The sequence below is a fragment of the Streptomyces sp. NPDC093064 genome (genome assembly GCF_044754605.1).
GTDB lineage: Bacteria > Actinomycetota > Actinomycetes > Streptomycetales > Streptomycetaceae > Streptomyces.
This window is the reverse complement of sequence record NZ_JBIVPK010000001.1, coordinates 1-17,663: the sequence shown is the minus strand read 5'-3', so window position 1 is coordinate 17,663 and position 17,663 is coordinate 1. Positions and strand designations below refer to the sequence as shown.

Sequence of the window (17,663 nt, the reverse complement as noted above, 5' to 3'; positions counted from 1 at the left end):
ACGGCTCCCGCGCCTCCGGCACGGCCGCCCCGGTCGGGCGGATTCCGGCTGCTACGGTCGCCGCGAGGCAGCGCGTGACGACCGAGGCGGAGGTGGACGACCGTGGCACGGAGCAGTTCGGGGATCGTGGCCGGGCTCATCGCCGCGGCCGTCCTCGCGGTCGGCTTCCTCGCCTACCAGGCGCAGGCGACCGTTCCGCGGAGCCTGAGCGGCCGGCCCGGCCCGACGGCGACGCCCGCGGCGAGCGTCGCCAAGGCACCCCGGGACAAACGGCGCCCGACCGCCCTGCCCGGCGGCTCCGGGACCGGCGAGCGGGTCGTGTACTCGCTGGACGACGACCGGGTGTGGCTGGTCGGCCCGAACGGGTCGGTCCAGAACACCTTCCGGGTCGGCCCCGGCAACGTCGACCCGGCGCCGGGGACCTACGCCGTCGTGTCCCGTTCGAAGGCGATCACCGGGACCGACGGTGTCCCCGTCGAGCACGTCGTGCGGTTCACCAGCACGGACGGGGTGGTCATCGGTTTCAGCGCGGCGTTGGACGGCTCCTGGCCGACGCCCGACCCGGCGATCAAGACCGGCGGCATCCGTGCGTCCCGGGCGGACGGCGAGGCGATGTGGATGTTCGCGACGATCGGCCAGAAGGTCGTCGTCATCCGCTAGAGCCACCGCCCACCGGACCGTTCCCTCGCGAGGTCATGCCCTCACCGGGGCGCGTCGGCCGAAAGTCATCCGATAGGGCTACGCCGCTTCACGGCTTTCCTCCACCGTGCGGGGGTCCGCCGGCTCCGGGGCGCGCGGCGGCCGGGAGACCGCGTCGGCGGCGGCGCAGGAGGCCAGCAGATCGCGCATGGACACACCGCCCACCGCGTACGGCCGCGGCTTCGGTTTCGACTGGTGCCGCCGCTGCTGCTGCTCGTTGCTCTCCATGGCCGACATGGACGCCTCCTGGGGGCCGGGGGCGGACGTGGTTAGGCACGCCTAACCACGGGCTGAACACCATGTGACCATGCCCGGAGCACCCGGCGCAAGGACTTGCCGACGTCCTGTCGGAAAGTCCGGGCGGCCCTCAGGCGGTCAGAACGCCCAGGCCGGCGGTGGCCCAGCGGTCCCCGATCCCGGACACCGTCACGTGCCGCACCTCGTCCGTGGTGTCTCCGACGGCCCGGTGGATCACGACCTGGAGCCGCTCGTCGGTCAGTTCCTCGACCTTGCCCTCGCCCCACTCCACGACGACCACCGAGTCCGGCAGCGACACGTCGAGGTCGAGGTCCTCCATCTCGTCGAGCCCGCCGGACAGGCGGTAGGCGTCGACGTGGACGAGCGGCGGGCCGTCGCCCAGGGACGGGTGCACCCGGGCGATCACGAAGGTCGGGGAGGTGACGGCGCCGCGCACGTCGAGCCCCTCGCCGAGACCGCGGGTCAGCGTGGTCTTGCCCGCGCCGAGCTCCCCGCTGAGCATCACGAGGTCGCCCGCGCGCAGCAGCTTGGCCAGACGGCGGCCCAGCTCGCGCATCTGCTCGGGGGCGTTGACGGTGATCTCGACGGACCCGGGGTCAGGGGTGTGCCGTGCTGCTGGTGCTTCCATAACCGTCAACGGTAGTGCCTGCCGGGACCGCGCCCGCGCGGGCGAGCAGGTCGGCGAGGCGGTCCGTGACGACCTCCGGATGCTCCAGGATCACCAGGTGCCCGGCGTCCGGGACCAGCACCAGCTCCGCCTCGGGGAGCAGGTCGGCGATGGCCTCGCTGTGCTCGCTGGGCGTGACGAGGTCCTGCACTCCGGCGAGGACCAGCACCGGCATGTCCGCGAAGAGGGCGAGCGCCTCGGTCTTGTCGTGGTCGGTGAAGGCCGGGTAGAACTCGGCGACCACGTCGATCGGCGTGCTCTCGATCATGCGCTCGGCGAACCGGGCGACCGCCGGGTCGATGTCCCGGCCGGCGAACGAGTACCGCTTGATGATGCCGGCGAACAGGTCCGCCGTGGCCCGCCGCCCCTTCTCCACCAGCTCGGCGCGCTGCCCGAGCGCCTTGAGCACGCCGGGGAGCACCCGGCGCACCGCGTTGACGCCGGCCACCGGCAGTCCGAAGTTGACCTCGCCGAGCCGCCCGGAGGAGGTGCCGACGAAGGCGGTGGCGACGACCCGCTCGCGGATCAGCTCGGGGTACTGGTCGGCCAGCGCCATCATCGTCATGCCGCCCATGGAGTGCCCGACCAGCACGATCGGTCCCTCGGCCGCGGCGGCGTCGATGACGGCCTTCAGATCGCGGCCGAGCTGGTCGATGGTCAGTTCCACGCCGTCGCGGGTCTGGGCCAGGCCCCGCTCGGACCGGCCGTGGCTGCGCTGGTCCCAGTGCACGGTGCGGACGACACCGCGCAGGGCGGCGCGCTGGAAGTGCCAGGAGTCCTGGCTGAGGCAGTAGCCGTGGCTGAAGACGACGGTGACGGGGGCGGGGGCCTTGCGGCCGAAGAGCCGCCGGCGGCGCGGGCCGAGGTTCGCGGTGACGTCGGGGTCGATGTCGTCGACCTCGTAGTAGAGTTCGGTGCCGTCGTCGGCCAGTGCCTTGCCCGGGGTGCCGCGCAGGGCTCCGTAGGGGCCCACCGAGTCCAGGGCGAGCCGGGCCTTGCGGCGTATGCCGCGGCCGACGGTCATCCGCTCGATGGCGACCCCGGCGGCGGCACCCGCCGCCACCACGCCTATCGCGGCGCCGGCGATGCCGGTCGCCCGCCGCCAGCCGCCGGCCGCCTCCGCGGCAGAGGCGACGGCCGCCGTGGCGGCCTTCGCGACGGCCCCCGCACTGCTCTCGCTCACGTACCGCTCCTCTTTTTGCCGTACTGCTGTTCGCTCGGTGGCCGGCACCGGTCCCCGTGGGCGGAGGGTGCCGCCGCCCCGCGCGGGGTGCCGTGCCCCGGCCGGGTGTCCACGCGGGTCACCCGTCCTGTGCTGCCCGCTCCCCGCCCTCTGCCCGGTCCGGCTTCTCGTTCACATAGACGCGGGGGACGCGCGTTCCGATGCGCGTGACGATCTCGTACGCGATGGTGCCGGCGGCCTGCGCCCAGTCCTCGGCGGTGGGCTCACCGCGGTCGCCGGGGCCGAAGAGCACGGCCTCGGAGCCGATCTCGGGCTCGTCCCCGCCCAGGTCGACCACGAACTGGTCCATGGCGACCCGTCCCGCGACCGTACGCCACTTGCCGCCGACCAGGACCGGCCCGGTGCCGGACGCGTGGCGTGGGATGCCGTCCGCGTAGCCGACGGGCACCAGGCCGAGGGTGGTCTCGCCGGGGGTGACGTAGTGGTGCCCGTAGCTGATGCCGTGGCCGCCCGGCACGTGCTTCACCAGGGCCAGCGAGGCGGACAGCGTCATGGCGGGGCGCAGCCCGAAGTCGGCGGGGGTGCCGAGCTCAGCGCTGGGCGAGACACCGTAGACGGCGATCCCGGCGCGGACGAGGTCGAAGTGGGTCTCGGGGAGGGTGAGCGCGGCGGGCGAGTTGGCGATGTGCCGCACCTCCGGGCGCAGACCGCGCTGTTCGGCGTGGGCGGTCATCTCGCGGAAGAGGCCGAGCTGCGCGGCGATGGAGGGGTGGCCCGGCTCGTCGGCGCAGGCGAAGTGGGACCAGAGCCCGGTGACGCGGACCAGCCCCTCGGCCTCGGCGCGCAGGGCCTCGGCGACGAGTTCGGGCCAGTCGGCGGGCTGGCAGCCGTTGCGGCCGAGTCCGGTGTCGGCCTTCAGCTGCACGCGCGCGGAACGGCCGGCCTGCCGGGCGGCCTCGCGGACCTCCGCCAGGGCCCACAGGTCACTCACGGACATGTCGAGGTCGGCCTCGATGGCCTCCCGCCAGGGTCCGCCCGGCGTCCACAGCCAGCACATGATGCGCGCCTGCGCGGGCGACAGCCCGGCCGCGCGCAGGGCGAAGGCCTCCTCCGGCGTGGCGGTGCCCAGCCAGGTCGCACCGGCTTCGACGGCCGCGCGGGCGCACGGGACCGCGCCGTGGCCGTAGGCGTCGGACTTGACCACCGCCATGACGGCGGCGCCGGTCACGCGCCCGCGCAGGGCCCGCACGTTGGCCCGTACGGCGGCCAGATCGATCTCGGCACGGGCACGCTGCGGCGCCGTCCGTGGGTGTGCTGTGTCGTTCATCGCGCCCCCAGTGTCTCAGAGGCACCGGACGGCCATTCGAGAAGCGGGTCGGTGACGGACGCGGCATGTGCCGTCGGCCGGACCTCCGGTCCGCCGTCGCGCCCCGTCCGCCGCCCCGTTCGCCGCTCAGTCCCGCACGTCCCGCCAGGCCCGCGGGATGGTCTCCGCGATGTCGTGGGCGCCGATCGGCGCGCCGTGCGCGGCGAGCCGGCCGGCCAGTCCGTGCAGATAGGCCGCCGCGCTGCCCGCGTCGCGGGCGGAGAGACCGGCGGCCAGCAGCGAACCGGCGAGGCCTGACAGGACGTCACCGCTGCCGGCGGTGGCGAGCCAGGACGTGCCGGTCGGGTTGACCCGGACGGGGCCTCCGTCCGGGTCGGCGACGAGTGTGGTGGAGCCCTTGAGGAGGACCGTCGCCCGGTAGCGGGCGGCGAGTTCGCGTACGGAGGCCAGCCGCGCGCCCTCGACCTGCTCGCGGGCCACGCCGAGCAGGGCGGCGGCCTCCCCGGCGTGCGGGGTCATCAGGGTCGGGGCGGTACGGGCGCGTACGGCGTCGCGGTCGGCGAGGCGCAGCCCGTCCGCGTCGATCAGTACGGGCACGTCGGTCTCCAGTACCTCGGCGACGGTGGCCGCGTCGTCCCCGGCGCCCGGTCCCGTCACCCACGCCTGGACGCGGCCTGCCTTGTGCGGCCCCTGGTCGGACACGAGCGTCTCCGGGAAGCGGGCGATGACGGCGCGTCCGGCCGGGCCGACGTACCGCACCGCGCCCGCCCCGCCGCGCAGCGCGCCGGACACGGCGAGCACGGCCGCGCCCGGGTAGCGGGCCGAGCCCGCCGCGATGCCGACGACACCCCGCCGGTACTTGTCGCTCTCGGCGGCGGGCAGCGGCAGCAGCGCGGCCAGGTCGGCGTGCTGGAGCGCCTCCAGTTCGGGTTCGGCGGGCAGCTCGGGGCTCAGGCCGATGTCGACGAGGCGGACCGTGCCGGCGTGCTCGCGGGCCGGGTCGACGAGCAGCCCCGGCTTGTGCGTGCCGAAGGTGACGGTCACGTCGGCGCGCACGGCGGGGCCCAGCACCTGGCCGGAGTCCGCCTCCACCCCGCTCGGCAGGTCCACGGCGACGACGGCCGCCCCGGAGCGTGCCGCGCGCTCGGCCAGCGGCGCGGCGTCGGCGCGCAGGCCGCCCTTGCCGCCGATGCCGACGATGCCGTCGACGACGAGGTCGGCCCGGTCGATCGCCTCCTCGGCGCCGTCGGCCCGGGCCACGCTCCCGCCCGCCCGGCGCAGCGCGGCGAGGCCGCCGGGGTGGGTGCGGTCGGGCGCGAGCAGCACGGCGGTCACCCCGGCGCCGCGCCGGGCCAGCCGGGCCCCGGCGTACAGCGCGTCGCCCCCGTTGTCGCCGCTGCCGACCAGCAGTACCACCCGGCGTCCGTACACCCGCCCGAGCAAGTCCGCGCTCGCGGCGGCGAGTCCGGCGGCGGCCCGCTGCATGAGGGCGCCGTCGGGGAGCCTCGCCATGAGCGCGCGCTCGGCTGTCCTGACCGTCTCAACGCTGTACGCGGTACGCATGCGGTCGAGTCTGCCCCGGATGCGTCCGGTCCCGCACGCGGACCGGTGAGCGGGGGCGGTGGCGGGAGGCGTCAGCCCTCCGCGATCACCACGGCCGAGGCCACTCCCGCGTCGTGGCTCAGGGACACGTGCCAGGAGCGGACGCCCAGTTCCGCGGCCTTGGCGGCGACCGTGCCGGTCACCCGCAGCCGCGGCCGGCCCGAATCCTCGACGTACACCTCCGCGTCGGTCCACAGCAGTCCGGCGGGCGCGCCGAGCGCCTTGGCGAGCGCCTCCTTGGCGGCGAAGCGGGCGGCCAGCGAGGCCATGCCCCGGCGTGCCCCGCCGGGCAGCAGCAACTCGCTCTCCACGAACAGCCGCGTCGCCAGTCCGGGCGTCCGCTCCAGTGACGCCGCGAACCGGTCGATCTCGGCCACGTCGATACCGACCCCGATGATGCTCATGCGGAGCACCCTACGGCCCCGCGAAATCACCTGTCCGTCTGTCACAGGGGGCTGCCAGCCTGCGGCGACTTGATCACTTCACCGACCGTCAGCGTGCTGCGGACCCCGCGCGGCCCGGTCACCGTCCGGTACGACGCCTGCGCGGCGATGACCGTGCGCCCCGACGGGCCCGTGCCCTGACGGGCCACGACGGCTTATCGATGGCCACCACCGTGAAGCGCCCCCGCGTCCAGGGCCGCCAGGTGGCGGTCTGGCCGGCGGTCGCGGTGGCGGTCGTGTGGGGCCTGATCGCCCTGACCGCGACGATCCAGGAGCTCCAGGCCCCGGACACCAGCGCCGGCTTCATCCGGGGCATGTGGCTGTCGGAATTCCTGCTCATCTGGCTGACGAGCCGCGTCCGCAGGTGGGCCCGGCAGCGGAACTGACGGCTCCGCCAAGGAATGGTGAGGCTCATCGTGGCCACCCCGGTCAACTGGCGGAAGTCGTCCTACTCCGACGGCGGCAACGGAAACAACTGTGTCGAGATCGCCAACTCCCCCGCCCACACAGTCATCCGAGACTCCAAGGCCCCGGCCGGTGGCACCGTCACGCTCCCGGCCGAGGCCTTCACCAACTTCCTTGAAGCGCTGAAGGGTCACTCCACCGTGACGGACTTCGCCAGGTTCCGCGGCTGATCCACCTCGTTGCCCCGCGCGGTGGCGAGCTCGCAGGCGAAGACCTGCAACGGCACCGTGGCGACCAGCGGCTGGAGGAGCGTCGGGGTGGCCGGGATGCGGATCAGGTGGTCGGCGTACGGGGCGACCGCCTCGTCGCCCTCCTCCGCGATCACGATCGTGCGGGCACCCCTCGCACGGATCTCCTGGATGTTGGAGACGATCTTGTCGTGGAGGAGGGACCGGCTCCGCGGGGACGGCACCACCACGACCACCGGCAGGTCCTCGTCGATCAGCGCGATCGGCCCGTGCTTCAGTTCGCCCGCCGCGAAGCCCTCGGCGTGCATGTACGCCAACTCCTTGAGCTTCAGGGCGCCTTCGAGGGCGACCGGATAACCCACGTGCCGGCCGAGGAACAGCACCGTGTTCTTGTCCGCGAGCGAGCGCGCCAGCGCCCGTACCGGCTCCATCGTCTCCAGGACCCGCTCGACCGCGCCGCCGATCTGCGACAGGTCGCGGATCACCACCTGGATCTCGTCGCCCCACTTGGTGCCGCGGACCTGGCCCAGGTACAGCGCCACCAGATAACAGGCCACCAGCTGGGTCAGGAACGCCTTCGTCGAGGCGACCGCGACCTCCGGACCCGCGTGGGTGTAGAGGACCGCGTCCGACTCGCGCGGGATGGTGGAGCCGTTGGTGTTGCAGATGGCCAGCACCTTGGAGCCCTGCTCGCGGGCGTGCCGCAGCGCCATGAGCGTGTCCATGGTCTCGCCGGACTGGGAGATGGCGATGACGAGGGTCTGCGCGTCCAGGATCGGGTCCCGGTAGCGGAACTCGCTGGCGAGTTCCACCTCGCAGGGGATCCGCGTCCAGTGCTCGATGGCGTACTTGGCGATCATGCCCGCGTGGAAGGCCGTACCGCAGGCGACGATGACGACCTTGTCCATCTCACGCAGCTCGAAGGCGGAGATGCGGACCTCGTCCAGCGTCAGCGAGCCGCCCGCGTCGATACGGCCCAGCAGCGTGTCGGCGACCGCCTTGGGCTGCTCGGCGATCTCCTTGAGCATGAAGTAGTCGTAGCCGCCCTTCTCTGCGGCTGCCGCGTCCCAGTCGACGTCGTAGGAGCGGACGTCGGCGGGCCGACCGTCGAACCCGGTGACCGTCACCCCGTCCCGGCGCAGCTCCACGACCTGGTCCTGGCCCAGCTCGATCGCGGAGCGGGTGTGGGCGATGAACGCGGCGACGTCGGAGGCGAGGAAGGCCTCACCCTCGCCGACACCCACGACCAGCGGGGAGTTGCGGCGGGCACCCACGACCACGTCCGGCTCGTCGGCGTGCACGGCGACCAACGTGAACGCGCCCTCCAAGCGCCGGCACACCAGCCGCATGGCCTCCGCGAGATCGGCGCTCGCCGAGAACTCCTCGGCGAGCAGGTGCGCCACGACCTCGGTGTCGGTCTCGGAGTACAGTTCGTGCCCGCGCTCGGCCAACTCGGCCCGCAGCGCGGCGAAGTTCTCGATGATGCCGTTGTGGACGACGGCGACCCGCCCCGAGTTGTCGAGGTGCGGGTGGGCGTTGCCGTCGGTGGGCCCGCCGTGGGTGGCCCACCGGGTGTGCCCGATACCCGTGGAACCGGTCGGCAGCGGCCGGTCCGCGAGTTCCTTCTCCAGGTTGACCAGCTTCCCGGCCCGCTTCGCCGCCGCCAGCCCGCCGTCCGCGAGCACGGCGACACCGGCCGAGTCGTAACCCCGGTACTCCAGCCGCTTCAGACCGGCCATCACGACTTCGAGTGCCGATTGCGACCCCACGTATCCCACGATTCCGCACATGGGCGGCAGCCTACGGGCACACACCCACCGAAAGTGGCTCCTTCATGCCCGAAATCGGAAATTCCCACCGAGGCAGGAAGGGCCCCGGTGGGTCTCCGGATCACTTCAGCTTGGCGAGCTGTGCGTCGACGAGCTCCGCGGGGAAGTCGAAGTCCTTGCCCGAGGCGGCCGAGGCGAGGTTGACGGCGGGGAAGTAGGCCAGGGTGGCGCCCTTGCGGACGACGACGCCCTTCACCGGCGCCTTGACGCCCTCGGCGTTCACGGTCTGCGTCACGGCGAACACCTCGTCGGCACCCGCGGGCGCCTGGGTCACGGCCACCTTGTCGATCCCGGTCTTGGTGCCGGCCGCGGTGTAGGAGTAACCGCCGGCGCACTTCCCGGCGGCCGCCTGAAGGTCCTTCATCGCCTGCTCGGCGCCGTCGTCGTCGTAGGAGGCGAGGGTCACGACGACCTTCGACCGGTCGAGTCCGGCCAGCAGGGCGACCTGGGGGTCGGCGCCCGCCGGGGGCTTCTTCGCGTCGCCCAGCCACGACCGCTTCACGGTGGCCGCGGGCGTGCCCACGTAGCTGCCGGCCTGGAGGAGGGCGAGCGGCGTGCAGGCGGTGTCGCCGGTCTTCACCTTGTCCTGCGCGACGTCGTCCGTCGCCGGCGGCTTGGTGGTGACCTTGCCGCTCTTGACGTCCGCCTGGGTGAGCGCTGCCTTCTCCAACTCGGCGGCGCCCAGCGCCTTGGCCGGGGCGGTGGAGGCGGTCTTGTCGGCCTGCGCGGTCTTGCCGTCACCGGCCTTCTCGTCTCCGCTGCCGGAGGAGCCGCCGCAGGCGGTGGCGAGCAGGACCAGAGCGGCGGTGGACGCGGCGAGCGCGGTACGGCGGACCACGGGGGAACTCACGGAAGGGCACTCTTTCTCTTCTGACCGGCGGACGGTCTCCGCGGCGAGTCAACGGGCACCCTACGCACCGCGACCCGAAGATGATCATGAATTGGCCGCCCGGTACCCAACCGTGACGCCGACGTGATCTCCCGCATCCGCCTACGTGACACACCCCACCCTGCGCGCTGTTCGAACTCCGTTAACAATGGAATGTGATCTCTCCGGTCTCTTCGATGCCCCGGAGCGCCCACCGGTCCCGGCCGGAGGCGACTCCCTACGTCGACCTCACCCGCGCCGAGTGGAGCGCGTTGCGTGACAAGACGCCCTTGCCGCTCTCCGCCGCCGAGGTCGAACAACTGCGCGGTCTCGGCGACGTGATCGACCTCGACGAAGTGCGCGACATCTACCTGCCGCTGTCCCGGCTGCTCAATCTCTACGTCGGCGCCACGGACGGGCTGCGCGGCGCGCTGAACACGTTCCTCGGCGAGCAGGGGTCCCAGTCGGGCACGCCCTTCGTGATCGGGGTGGCCGGCTCGGTCGCCGTGGGCAAGTCGACCGTCGCCCGGCTGCTCCAGGCGCTGCTGTCCCGCTGGCCCGAGCATCCGCGGGTCGAGTTGGTCACCACCGACGGGTTCCTGCTGCCCACCCGGGAGTTGGAGGCGCGGGGGCTGATGTCGCGCAAAGGGTTCCCGGAGTCGTACGACCGGCGGGCCCTGACCCGGTTCGTCGCCGACATCAAGGCGGGCAAGGACGAGGTGACCGCGCCCGTCTACTCCCACCTCATCTACGACATCGTCCGCGGCGAGAAGCTCACCGTACGGCGCCCCGACATCCTGATCGTCGAGGGCCTGAACGTCCTCCAGCCCGCCCTGCCCGGCACGGACGGCCGCACCAGGGTCGGGCTCGCCGACTACTTCGACTTCAGCGTGTACGTCGACGCGCGCGCCGAGGACATCGAGCGGTGGTATCTGAACCGGTTCGGCAAGCTGCGCACGACGGCCTTCCAGGACCCGTCCTCGTACTTCCGCAAGTACACCCAGGTGTCCGAGGCGGAGGCCCTCGACTACGCCCGCACGATGTGGCGGACGATCAACAAGCCGAACCTGGTGGAGAACATCGCCCCCACCCGGGGCCGTGCCACGCTCGTGCTGCGCAAAGGACCCGACCACAAGGTGCAGCGGCTGAGCCTGCGCAAACTGTGACGTCTACGCTGCCGCCATGCTGCATCTGCGCCTGATCACACCGCCCGAACAGACCGACGCCGTGGTGCGTCTGATCGAGACGACGGTCGGTACCGCGCACCTCGTCGTGCTGCCCTCCGCCGCCCGCAGTCCGGCCGGTGACGTGGTCCTGTGCGACGTCGCACGCGAAGCCGGCGACGAACTCCTCGACGGGCTGCGGAAGTTGGGGATCGAACGGAGCGGCTCCGTCTCCGTCGAGAGCCCCGACCTGACGCTCTCCGCCCAGGCCGAGCGGGCCGAGAAGGCGGCACCGGGCGAGGGCGCGGACGCGGTGCTGTGGCAGGAGCTGACGGAGGCCACGCACGAGGAGTCGACGCTGTCGGTCACCTACCTCGCGTTCATCACGCTGGCCACCATGATCGCCGCCTGCGGCGTGGTGCTCGACAACGCCGTCCTGATCGTCGGCGCGATGGCCGTGGGACCGGAGTTCGGACCGCTGGCGGGCATCGGCACGGCCCTGGTCCAGCGGGCCCCGCGGCTGGCACTGCGCTCGTTGATCGCCCTGCTGGCCGGGTTCGCGCTGGCGATGGCGGTCACGGCGGGCTTCACGCTGTTCATGGACGCCGTCGGGCTGTTCAGCAAGGCGAAACTGGAGGGCGCCCGGCCCAACACCGCCTTCGTCTACGCCCCCGACGCGTTCTCCTTCGTCGTGGCCGTCCTCGCCGGAGCCGCCGGCACGCTCTCGCTGACCTCCGCCAAGTCCGGCGCCCTGATCGGCGTGGCCATCTCCGTGACCACCGTCCCGGCCGCCGCCAACGCGGCCGTCGCACTCGCCTACGGCGGCACCGCCCAGACCCTGGGCTCGACGATCCAGCTCCTGCTGAACATGCTCGGCATCGTCCTGGCCGGCACGCTCACCCTGCTCGCCCAGAAGTGGTTCTGGGCGAGGCAACGCGAGCGCATGTCCAAGGCCGGCCAGGGCCTGCTCTAGTGCTGCGACCGGAAAGGACTAGCCGAGCGCCGACTTCACCGAATCCGCCAGGCGGCCCGCCACCGAGCGGGCCTGCTCGATGTCCGCGGCCTCGACCATCACCCGGACCAGCGGCTCGGTGCCCGACGGGCGCAGCAGCACCCGGCCGGTCCCGCCCAGCTCCCGCTCCGCCTCGGCGACCGCGGCGGCCAGGTCGGCGGAGGTCTTCACCCGGGACTTGTCCACGTCGGGGACGTTGATGAGGACCTGCGGCAGGCGCTCCATCACGGAGGCCAGGTCCCGCAGCGTACGACCGGTCCCGGCGACCCGGGCGGCCAGCAACAGGCCGGTGAGCGTGCCGTCGCCGGTCGTGGCGTGGTCCAGGATGATGACGTGGCCGGACTGCTCGCCGCCGAGGGCGTAGTCCTTGTCCTTCATCTCCTCCAGGACGTAGCGGTCGCCGACGGCGGTCTGCACGAGCTGGATGCCCTCGCGCTCCATGGCCAGCTTGAAGCCCAGGTTCGACATCACGGTCGCGACGACGGTGTCGGAGCGCAGTGCGGAACGCTCCCGCATCGCCAGCGCCAGCACGGACAGGATCTGGTCGCCGTCGATCTCCTCGCCCGTGTGGTCCACGGCCAGGCAGCGGTCGGCGTCGCCGTCGTGCGCGATGCCGAGGGCGGCGCCGTGCTCGACGACGGCGGCCTTGAGCGGGCCGAGGTGGGTCGAGCCGCAGCCGTCGTTGATGTTGAGGCCGTCCGGGTCGGCGCCGATGGTGACGACCTCGGCCCCGGCACGCCGGAAGGCCTCCGGCGAGACGCCGGACGCGGCGCCGTGCGCCTCGTCGAGCACGATCTTCAGTCCGTCGAGCCGATTCGGCAGGACGCCGACGAGGTGGCCGACGTACCCGTCGAAGCCCTCGTCGTAGTCGCGTACCCGGCCCACGCCGGCGCCCGTCGGGCGGTTCCAGGGCGCGCCGGTGCGGTGCTCCTCGTAGACGGACTCGATCCGGTCCTCCAGCTCGTCGGCGAGCTTGTGACCGCCCCGGGCGAAGAACTTGATGCCGTTGTCGGGCATGGCGTTGTGGCTGGCCGAGAGCATCACGCCGAGGTCGGCGCCGAGCGCCCCGGTCAGGTACGCCACCGCCGGCGTCGGCAGCACGCCGACCCGCAGGACGTCCACGCCCGCGCTCGCCAGGCCCGCGACCACGGCCGCCTCCAGGAACTCCCCGGACGCGCGCGGATCCCGCCCGACCACGGCCGTCGGCCGGTGGCCCTCGAAGGTGCCCGCCTCGGCCAGTACGTGCGCCGCCGCGACCGAGAGGCCGAGCGCCAGCTCGGCGGTCAGGTCCGCGTTGGCGACACCACGGACGCCGTCCGTGCCGAAGAGTCGTCCCACTTGTCCTCCTGAGGAAGCGTCAGTTCGAGAAGGGGCCGGTCCGTGGGCCGGTCCATGGCATTCGACGCTCCGGGCATCCGATCACACCAGCCGTTGAGCACCTTGTGCCGTTATACGCCGAAGCCTTGCGATAAACGAACGCCCCGGAGGCACATAGGCGTGCCGCCGGGGCGTTCGGAGTACGTGCAGGGGCGCCGTTGAGATTAGCGCTTGCTGTACTGCGGGGCCTTGCGGGCCTTCTTCAGACCGGCCTTCTTGCGCTCGACCGCACGGTCGTCACGACGCAGGAAGCCGGCCTTCTTGAGCGCGCCGCGGTTGTTGTCGACGTCGGCCTCGTTCAGGGCACGGGCGACACCGAGGCGGAGGGCACCGGCCTGGCCGGAGACGCCGCCACCGGCGATGCGGGCGATGACGTCGTAACGGCCCTCGAGCTCGAGCACCTTGAAGGGCTCGTTGACTTCCTGCTGGTGCACCTTGTTCGGGAAGTAGTCCTCGAGGGTGCGGCCGTTGATCTTCCACTTGCCGGAGCCCGGGACGATCCGGACGCGGGCAATGGCGTTCTTGCGGCGGCCCAGGCCGGCGGCCGGCTGCGGCTCGCCGAAGCGGGAGGCCATGGACTCCGAGGTGTACTCGCCCTCGACGGGGACCTCGGACTCGGTGGTGTAGCTGTCGATGTCAAGCTCTTCGAGCGGCTGCTCGGCAGTGGTCTCGGCCACGATTCTCCTCAGATTCTCTTCAGTCTTAGGGGGTGGCCGGACTTACTGCGCGACCTGGGTGATCTCGAACGGCACCGGCTGCTGGGCGCCGTGCGGGTGCTGGTCACCCTTGTAGACCTTCAGCTTCGAGAGCATCTGACGGCCCAGGGAGTTCTTGGGGAGCATGCCCTTGACGGCCTTCTCGATGGCCTTCTCCGGGTTCTTGTCGAGCAGCTCGTCGTAACGGACGGAGCGCAGACCACCCGGGTAGCCGGAGTGGCGGTACGCCATCTTCTGGGTCCGCTTGTTGCCGGAGAGGTGCACCTTGTCCGCGTTGATGATGATGACGAAGTCACCAGCGTCGACGTGCGGCGCGTAGATCGGCTTGTGCTTGCCCCGCAGGAGGGTGGCGGCGGTGGACGCCAGGCGACCCAGGACGACGTCCTGGGCGTCAATGACGTGCCACTGGCGCGTGATGTCGCCGGGCTTGGGGCTGTACGTACGCACGGTTCGTAGCCTTCGCTTCTTCAGTGGGTGGTCCTGACAAGGTCACCGAAGACGATCACGACAGCCCTGACCGCACCACGGTGACGCAAACCGCGTGCTGGTCGCTGGTCATCGGCCCGGTGGACCGGTGTAAGGGCCCGTCCCGTGAGAATGAGCAAGCCAATACACAACGAAGATGCAGGATACCCGTGGCGCCCTGGAACGGTCAAAACGGTGTGCGACCGCGGGTCCCGGCGGTCCCGGCACCGCATTCCCGGCCGCTCGACGGCTGGTATCCGTCGGCGGCGCGTCGCTTTGTACCGGCGTGCACCTAAGGCACCGGGAGAGCCGGCGGCGGGCGCGCGGAGGGCCCCCGGACCCCGTCTAAGATGCGCCCCATGAGTTATGGGCAGGGGGGCTCGCAGTCCCAGTGGGATCCCTGGAAACCGAATTCTGAGCAGTCGCGGAACAGCGGAGGCAGCGGCCAGACCCCGGACTGGGCCGCGCTCGCCGAGGCCTCGGAGGCACGGAACAAAAGGCGCCGGCTGCTGTTCGTCGGCGGTGGCCTGCTGGCCACCGTCGGGATCGGCGCAGCCGTCGCCATGGCCGTGGTGTCGGCGAACGGCGACAACAACGCGTCGGGCGGGCCGGCCACCCAGCCGCCCGGCACCTCCGCCCTGCCGAGCGAGTCCGCCACGGGGCCGTCCTTCGCCCCGACCACCGCTCCGCCTCCGCTGGACCCGAAGGACTTCATATCCAGCGCGAAGAAGGACACGGCCCCCCTCAGCACGGACACGCTCTTCCCGGGCACCCAGCTGACCATGGGCGAGACCGTGTACAAGAAGGGCCCCACGGACGACGCCAAGAGCTGCGCCACGGCCGCCCAGGGCACGCTCGTCAAGGCCCTCACGGACAACGACTGCACCCGCCTGCTGCGGGTGACCTACAGCCAGGGCGGCGTCGCGGTCACGGTCGGCATCGCGGTCTTCGACACCGAGGCGCAGGCGCTCAAGGCGAAGAGCGAGACGGACAAGAAGAGCATCATCAAGCCGCTGTCCGGCAGCGGCGTCAAGGCCTTCTGCAACGGCGCCGTCTGCCGCTCCACGACCAACTCCTACGGCCGCTACGCCTACTTCACCCTCACCGGCTTCACCAACGGCACGAGCGTGACGAACAAGGACACCGCGGCCTTCCGGGCCGGCGACGACCTCGCCGAGTTCTCCTTCCAGCAGATCCGCCGGCGCGGCGAGACCCAGGCGTCGGCCGCGGCCAACCAGTAGCCGGTCGCCCGCCGCGACGGCGGCGGCGGGCGACACACGAGGGACCGGCGGACCGCCGCTCAGCAGCAGCCGGCCGCCGGCAGGGACCGCTTGTTGCGCGCCTCCCGGCTGCGCGCGGCGAGCAGCTCGTCGGCCGGGTAGCCGACCTCCTCCAGGGTCAGCCCGTGCGGTCGCACGACGTGCACGGCGGAGTCCCGCACGCCCGCGGCCAGCACCTTTCCGGGCCAGTCCGGCGGACGGTGGCCGTCACCGACGAACAGCAGCGCCCCGATGAGCGAGCGCACCATGTTGTGGCAGAACGCGTCGGCCCGGACGGTGGCCGTGATGATGCCGTCGCCGCCGCGTTCGAGGCCCAGTTCCTGGAGCGTGCGGATGGTGGTCGCGCCCTCCCGCTTCTTGCAGTAGGCGGCGAAGTCGTGCTCCCCCAGCAGCCGCCGCGCGGCCTCGTTCATGGCCTCGACGTCGAGGGGCCAGTCGTGCCACAGGACGTGGCTCCGCAGCAGCGGGTCGACACCGCCGGGGTTGTCGGTGACGCGATAGGCGTAGCGGCGCCAGACGGCCGAGAACCGGGCGTTGAAGCCGCTGGGCGCGGGCCGCAGCGCCCACACCCGCACATCCCTGGGCAGCCGCCCGGCGAGCCGTTTGAGCAGCTTCTCGTGGTGCTCGCGCCAGACGCGCTCGGGCAGGTCCACGTGCGCCACCTGGCCCCGCGCATGCACGCCGGCGTCGGTCCGTCCGGCCACGGTCAGCTCGTACGTCTCCGCGGACCGCGTGACCGTGCGCAGCGCGTCCTCGATCTCCCCCTGCACGGTCCGCCTGCCGCCGGCCTGCTTGGCCCAGCCGTGGAAGGCGGTGCCGTCGTAGGACAGGTCGAGACGGACGCGGACATGACCGGGCTGTACTTCGTCACTCACGTGCAGATCCTCTCAGGGCGGATCCCCCGGAAGAAACGCGGAAGCGGGCCCGCCCCGAGGGGCGGACCCGCTTCCGACGTCAGGCAGGGCCTCAGGCGTCCTTGGACTCCTCGGCGGGAGCCTCGGTGGCCTCGGCCGGAGCCTCGTCCGCCTTGGTCTCCTCGACCTTGGCCTCCTCGGCCTCCTTGACCGCACGCTTGGTGGCGGCCTCGGCCTCACCCACGGCGTTCTGCTGCACCGTCAGCGCCTCGACCAGCTCGATCACGGCCATGGGCGCGTTGTCGCCACGGCGGTTGCCGATCTTGGTGATGCGGGTGTAGCCACCCGGACGGTTCTCGTACCGCGGGCCGATCTCGGTGAAGAGCGTGTGGACGATGCTCTTGTCCGTGATGACCTGGAGCACCTGGCGGCGGTTGTGAAGGTCGCCCTTCTTCGCCTTGGTGACCAGACGCTCGGCGTACGGGCGCAGGCGGCGGGCCTTCGCCTCGGTGGTGGTGATGCGACCGTGCTCGAACAGCGCCTTCGCGAGGTTCGCGAGGAGCATCTTCTCGTGCGCGGCGCCGCCGCCCAGACGGGCACCCTTGGCGGGCTTCGGCATGGTTCTTCTCCTAGTTGTCTGCCCCGGCCGTATCAGGTACCGGAGTCAGTATCTGAGCAGACGGTTGTCTGTCAGAGATCCGGGAGCCGCCCCGAAGGGGGCTCCCGGAAGGGGCGCGGGGTGGTGTCGACATGCGACTCCGTCGCGTGGGCGCGACCGGCCACAACCGGCCCGCAGACACAGTACGGCCTCCCCGCGGAACGCTCAGTACTGCTCGGTCTCCACGAAGCCCGCGTCCGCGTCGTCGTCGGCGCCGAACGCGTCCGCCGCGGCGGTCGGGTCGAATCCGGGCGGGCTGTCCTTCAGGGCCAGGCCCATGCCGGCCAGCTTCGCCTTGACCTCGTCGATGGACTTCGCACCGAAGTTGCGGATGTCCAGCAGGTCGGCCTCGGAGCGGGCGACGAGCTCACCCACGGAGTGGATGCCCTCACGCTTGAGGCAGTTGTAGGAGCGGACCGTGAGCTCCAGCTCCTCGATCGGCAGCGCCAGGTCGGCGGCCAGGGCGGCGTCCGTCGGGGACGGGCCCATGTCGATGCCCTCGGCGTCGATGTTCAGCTCGCGCGCCAGACCGAACAGCTCCACCAGGGTCTTGCCGGCGGACGCCATGGCGTCACGCGGACGCATGGCCTGCTTGGTCTCGACATCGAC

At 72.1% G+C, this 17,663-nt stretch carries 20 protein-coding genes; 6 read left to right on the top strand and 14 right to left on the bottom strand.

The annotated features are described in order from the left end of the window. Positions 1-102 precede the first annotated feature (102 nt). Entirely contained in the window at positions 103-660 is a 558-nt protein-coding gene (locus ACIQFZ_RS00100; protein ID WP_383058755.1) for a hypothetical protein, read from the top strand. A 78-nt stretch (positions 661-738) separates the two neighbouring features. Here the strand turns inward: ACIQFZ_RS00100 and ACIQFZ_RS00095 are convergent, their stop codons facing one another. From ACIQFZ_RS00095 to ACIQFZ_RS00070, 6 genes are all read right to left on the bottom strand, one after another. After that, positions 739-936: a hypothetical protein gene (locus ACIQFZ_RS00095; RefSeq protein ID WP_376652829.1), complete on the bottom strand. Its 198-nt coding sequence runs from the start codon at positions 934-936 to the stop codon at positions 739-741. 130 nt (positions 937-1,066) lie between these two features. Next, complete coding sequence (gene tsaE, locus ACIQFZ_RS00090) at positions 1,067-1,585, bottom strand: tRNA (adenosine(37)-N6)-threonylcarbamoyltransferase complex ATPase subunit type 1 TsaE (RefSeq protein ID WP_376405492.1); 519 nt, start codon at positions 1,583-1,585, stop codon at positions 1,067-1,069. Then, the gene (locus ACIQFZ_RS00085; protein ID WP_402690260.1) at positions 1,554-2,807 is read right to left on the bottom strand and encodes an alpha/beta fold hydrolase; all 1,254 of its coding nucleotides are present in this window, start codon (positions 2,805-2,807) and stop codon (positions 1,554-1,556) included. The genes tsaE and ACIQFZ_RS00085 overlap by 32 nt, the downstream gene beginning before the upstream one ends. A 118-nt stretch (positions 2,808-2,925) precedes the next feature. Then, positions 2,926-4,134 carry an alanine racemase gene (alr, locus tag ACIQFZ_RS00080; RefSeq protein WP_402690259.1) on the bottom strand — a complete coding sequence of 403 codons (1,209 nt, stop codon included), beginning with the start codon at positions 4,132-4,134 and terminating at the stop codon, positions 2,926-2,928. 126 nt (positions 4,135-4,260) lie between these two features. After that, positions 4,261-5,697, bottom strand: coding sequence for an NAD(P)H-hydrate dehydratase (locus tag ACIQFZ_RS00075; protein WP_376652830.1), 1,437 nt, complete (start codon positions 5,695-5,697; stop codon positions 4,261-4,263). Positions 5,698-5,768: 71 nt separating this feature from the next. Continuing rightward, a complete protein-coding gene (locus ACIQFZ_RS00070) occupies positions 5,769-6,140 on the bottom strand; it encodes a holo-ACP synthase (RefSeq protein ID WP_361418600.1) in 372 nt (123 codons plus the stop codon). A gap of 200 nt (positions 6,141-6,340) precedes the next feature. On the opposite strand from ACIQFZ_RS00070, the gene ACIQFZ_RS00065 reads away from it, so the two are divergent. Both ACIQFZ_RS00065 and ACIQFZ_RS00060 read left to right on the top strand, forming a co-directional pair. Further along, positions 6,341-6,565 (top strand): hypothetical protein, encoded by a 225-nt coding sequence (locus tag ACIQFZ_RS00065; protein ID WP_383058763.1) that lies wholly within the window; start codon positions 6,341-6,343, stop codon positions 6,563-6,565. Between the two features lie 30 nt (positions 6,566-6,595). Beyond that, complete coding sequence (locus ACIQFZ_RS00060; RefSeq protein WP_402690445.1) at positions 6,596-6,814, top strand: DUF397 domain-containing protein; 219 nt, start codon at positions 6,596-6,598, stop codon at positions 6,812-6,814. On the opposite strand, the gene glmS is transcribed toward ACIQFZ_RS00060, so the two are convergent. Together glmS and ACIQFZ_RS00050 are read right to left on the bottom strand one after the other, a co-directional pair. Further along, positions 6,775-8,622: a glutamine--fructose-6-phosphate transaminase (isomerizing) gene (glmS, locus tag ACIQFZ_RS00055; RefSeq protein WP_402690258.1), complete on the bottom strand. Its 1,848-nt coding sequence runs from the start codon at positions 8,620-8,622 to the stop codon at positions 6,775-6,777. The genes ACIQFZ_RS00060 and glmS overlap by 40 nt on opposite strands. A gap of 100 nt (positions 8,623-8,722) precedes the next feature. Beyond that, entirely contained in the window at positions 8,723-9,511 is a 789-nt protein-coding gene (locus tag ACIQFZ_RS00050) for a hypothetical protein (protein WP_402690257.1), read from the bottom strand. Positions 9,512-9,726: 215 nt separating this feature from the next. Between ACIQFZ_RS00050 and coaA the strand changes: the two genes are divergently transcribed. Both coaA and ACIQFZ_RS00040 read left to right on the top strand, forming a co-directional pair. Continuing rightward, the gene (coaA, locus tag ACIQFZ_RS00045) at positions 9,727-10,695 is read left to right on the top strand and encodes a type I pantothenate kinase (protein ID WP_365424367.1); all 969 of its coding nucleotides are present in this window, start codon (positions 9,727-9,729) and stop codon (positions 10,693-10,695) included. 16 nt (positions 10,696-10,711) lie between these two features. Beyond that, the gene (locus tag ACIQFZ_RS00040; protein WP_402690256.1) at positions 10,712-11,665 is read left to right on the top strand and encodes a DUF389 domain-containing protein; all 954 of its coding nucleotides are present in this window, start codon (positions 10,712-10,714) and stop codon (positions 11,663-11,665) included. An 18-nt stretch (positions 11,666-11,683) separates the two neighbouring features. On the opposite strand, the gene glmM is transcribed toward ACIQFZ_RS00040, so the two are convergent. The 3 genes from glmM to rplM all read right to left on the bottom strand — a co-directional run bounded on the left by glmM (position 11,684) and on the right by rplM (position 14,244). After that, a complete protein-coding gene (gene glmM, locus ACIQFZ_RS00035) occupies positions 11,684-13,042 on the bottom strand; it encodes a phosphoglucosamine mutase (protein WP_365424371.1) in 1,359 nt (452 codons plus the stop codon). Positions 13,043-13,245: 203 nt separating this feature from the next. Continuing rightward, positions 13,246-13,758 carry a 30S ribosomal protein S9 gene (gene rpsI / locus ACIQFZ_RS00030; RefSeq protein WP_095750302.1) on the bottom strand — a complete coding sequence of 171 codons (513 nt, stop codon included), beginning with the start codon at positions 13,756-13,758 and terminating at the stop codon, positions 13,246-13,248. Positions 13,759-13,800: 42 nt separating this feature from the next. Further along, complete coding sequence (gene rplM / locus ACIQFZ_RS00025; RefSeq protein ID WP_030173943.1) at positions 13,801-14,244, bottom strand: 50S ribosomal protein L13; 444 nt, start codon at positions 14,242-14,244, stop codon at positions 13,801-13,803. A 377-nt stretch (positions 14,245-14,621) separates the two neighbouring features. Between rplM and ACIQFZ_RS00020 the strand changes: the two genes are divergently transcribed. Continuing rightward, positions 14,622-15,503 carry a hypothetical protein gene (locus ACIQFZ_RS00020; RefSeq protein WP_402690255.1) on the top strand — a complete coding sequence of 294 codons (882 nt, stop codon included), beginning with the start codon at positions 14,622-14,624 and terminating at the stop codon, positions 15,501-15,503. 59 nt (positions 15,504-15,562) lie between these two features. Here the strand turns inward: ACIQFZ_RS00020 and truA are convergent, their stop codons facing one another. The 3 genes from truA to ACIQFZ_RS00005 form a co-directional block, all read right to left on the bottom strand. Then, positions 15,563-16,417 carry a tRNA pseudouridine(38-40) synthase TruA gene (truA, locus tag ACIQFZ_RS00015; protein WP_402690254.1) on the bottom strand — a complete coding sequence of 285 codons (855 nt, stop codon included), beginning with the start codon at positions 16,415-16,417 and terminating at the stop codon, positions 15,563-15,565. 91 nt (positions 16,418-16,508) lie between these two features. Next, the gene (rplQ, locus tag ACIQFZ_RS00010) at positions 16,509-17,015 is read right to left on the bottom strand and encodes a 50S ribosomal protein L17 (protein ID WP_365424378.1); all 507 of its coding nucleotides are present in this window, start codon (positions 17,013-17,015) and stop codon (positions 16,509-16,511) included. A gap of 204 nt (positions 17,016-17,219) precedes the next feature. After that, on the bottom strand, positions 17,220-17,663 hold a 444-nt coding region (locus ACIQFZ_RS00005; protein ID WP_402690253.1), incomplete at its 5' end, for a DNA-directed RNA polymerase subunit alpha C-terminal domain-containing protein.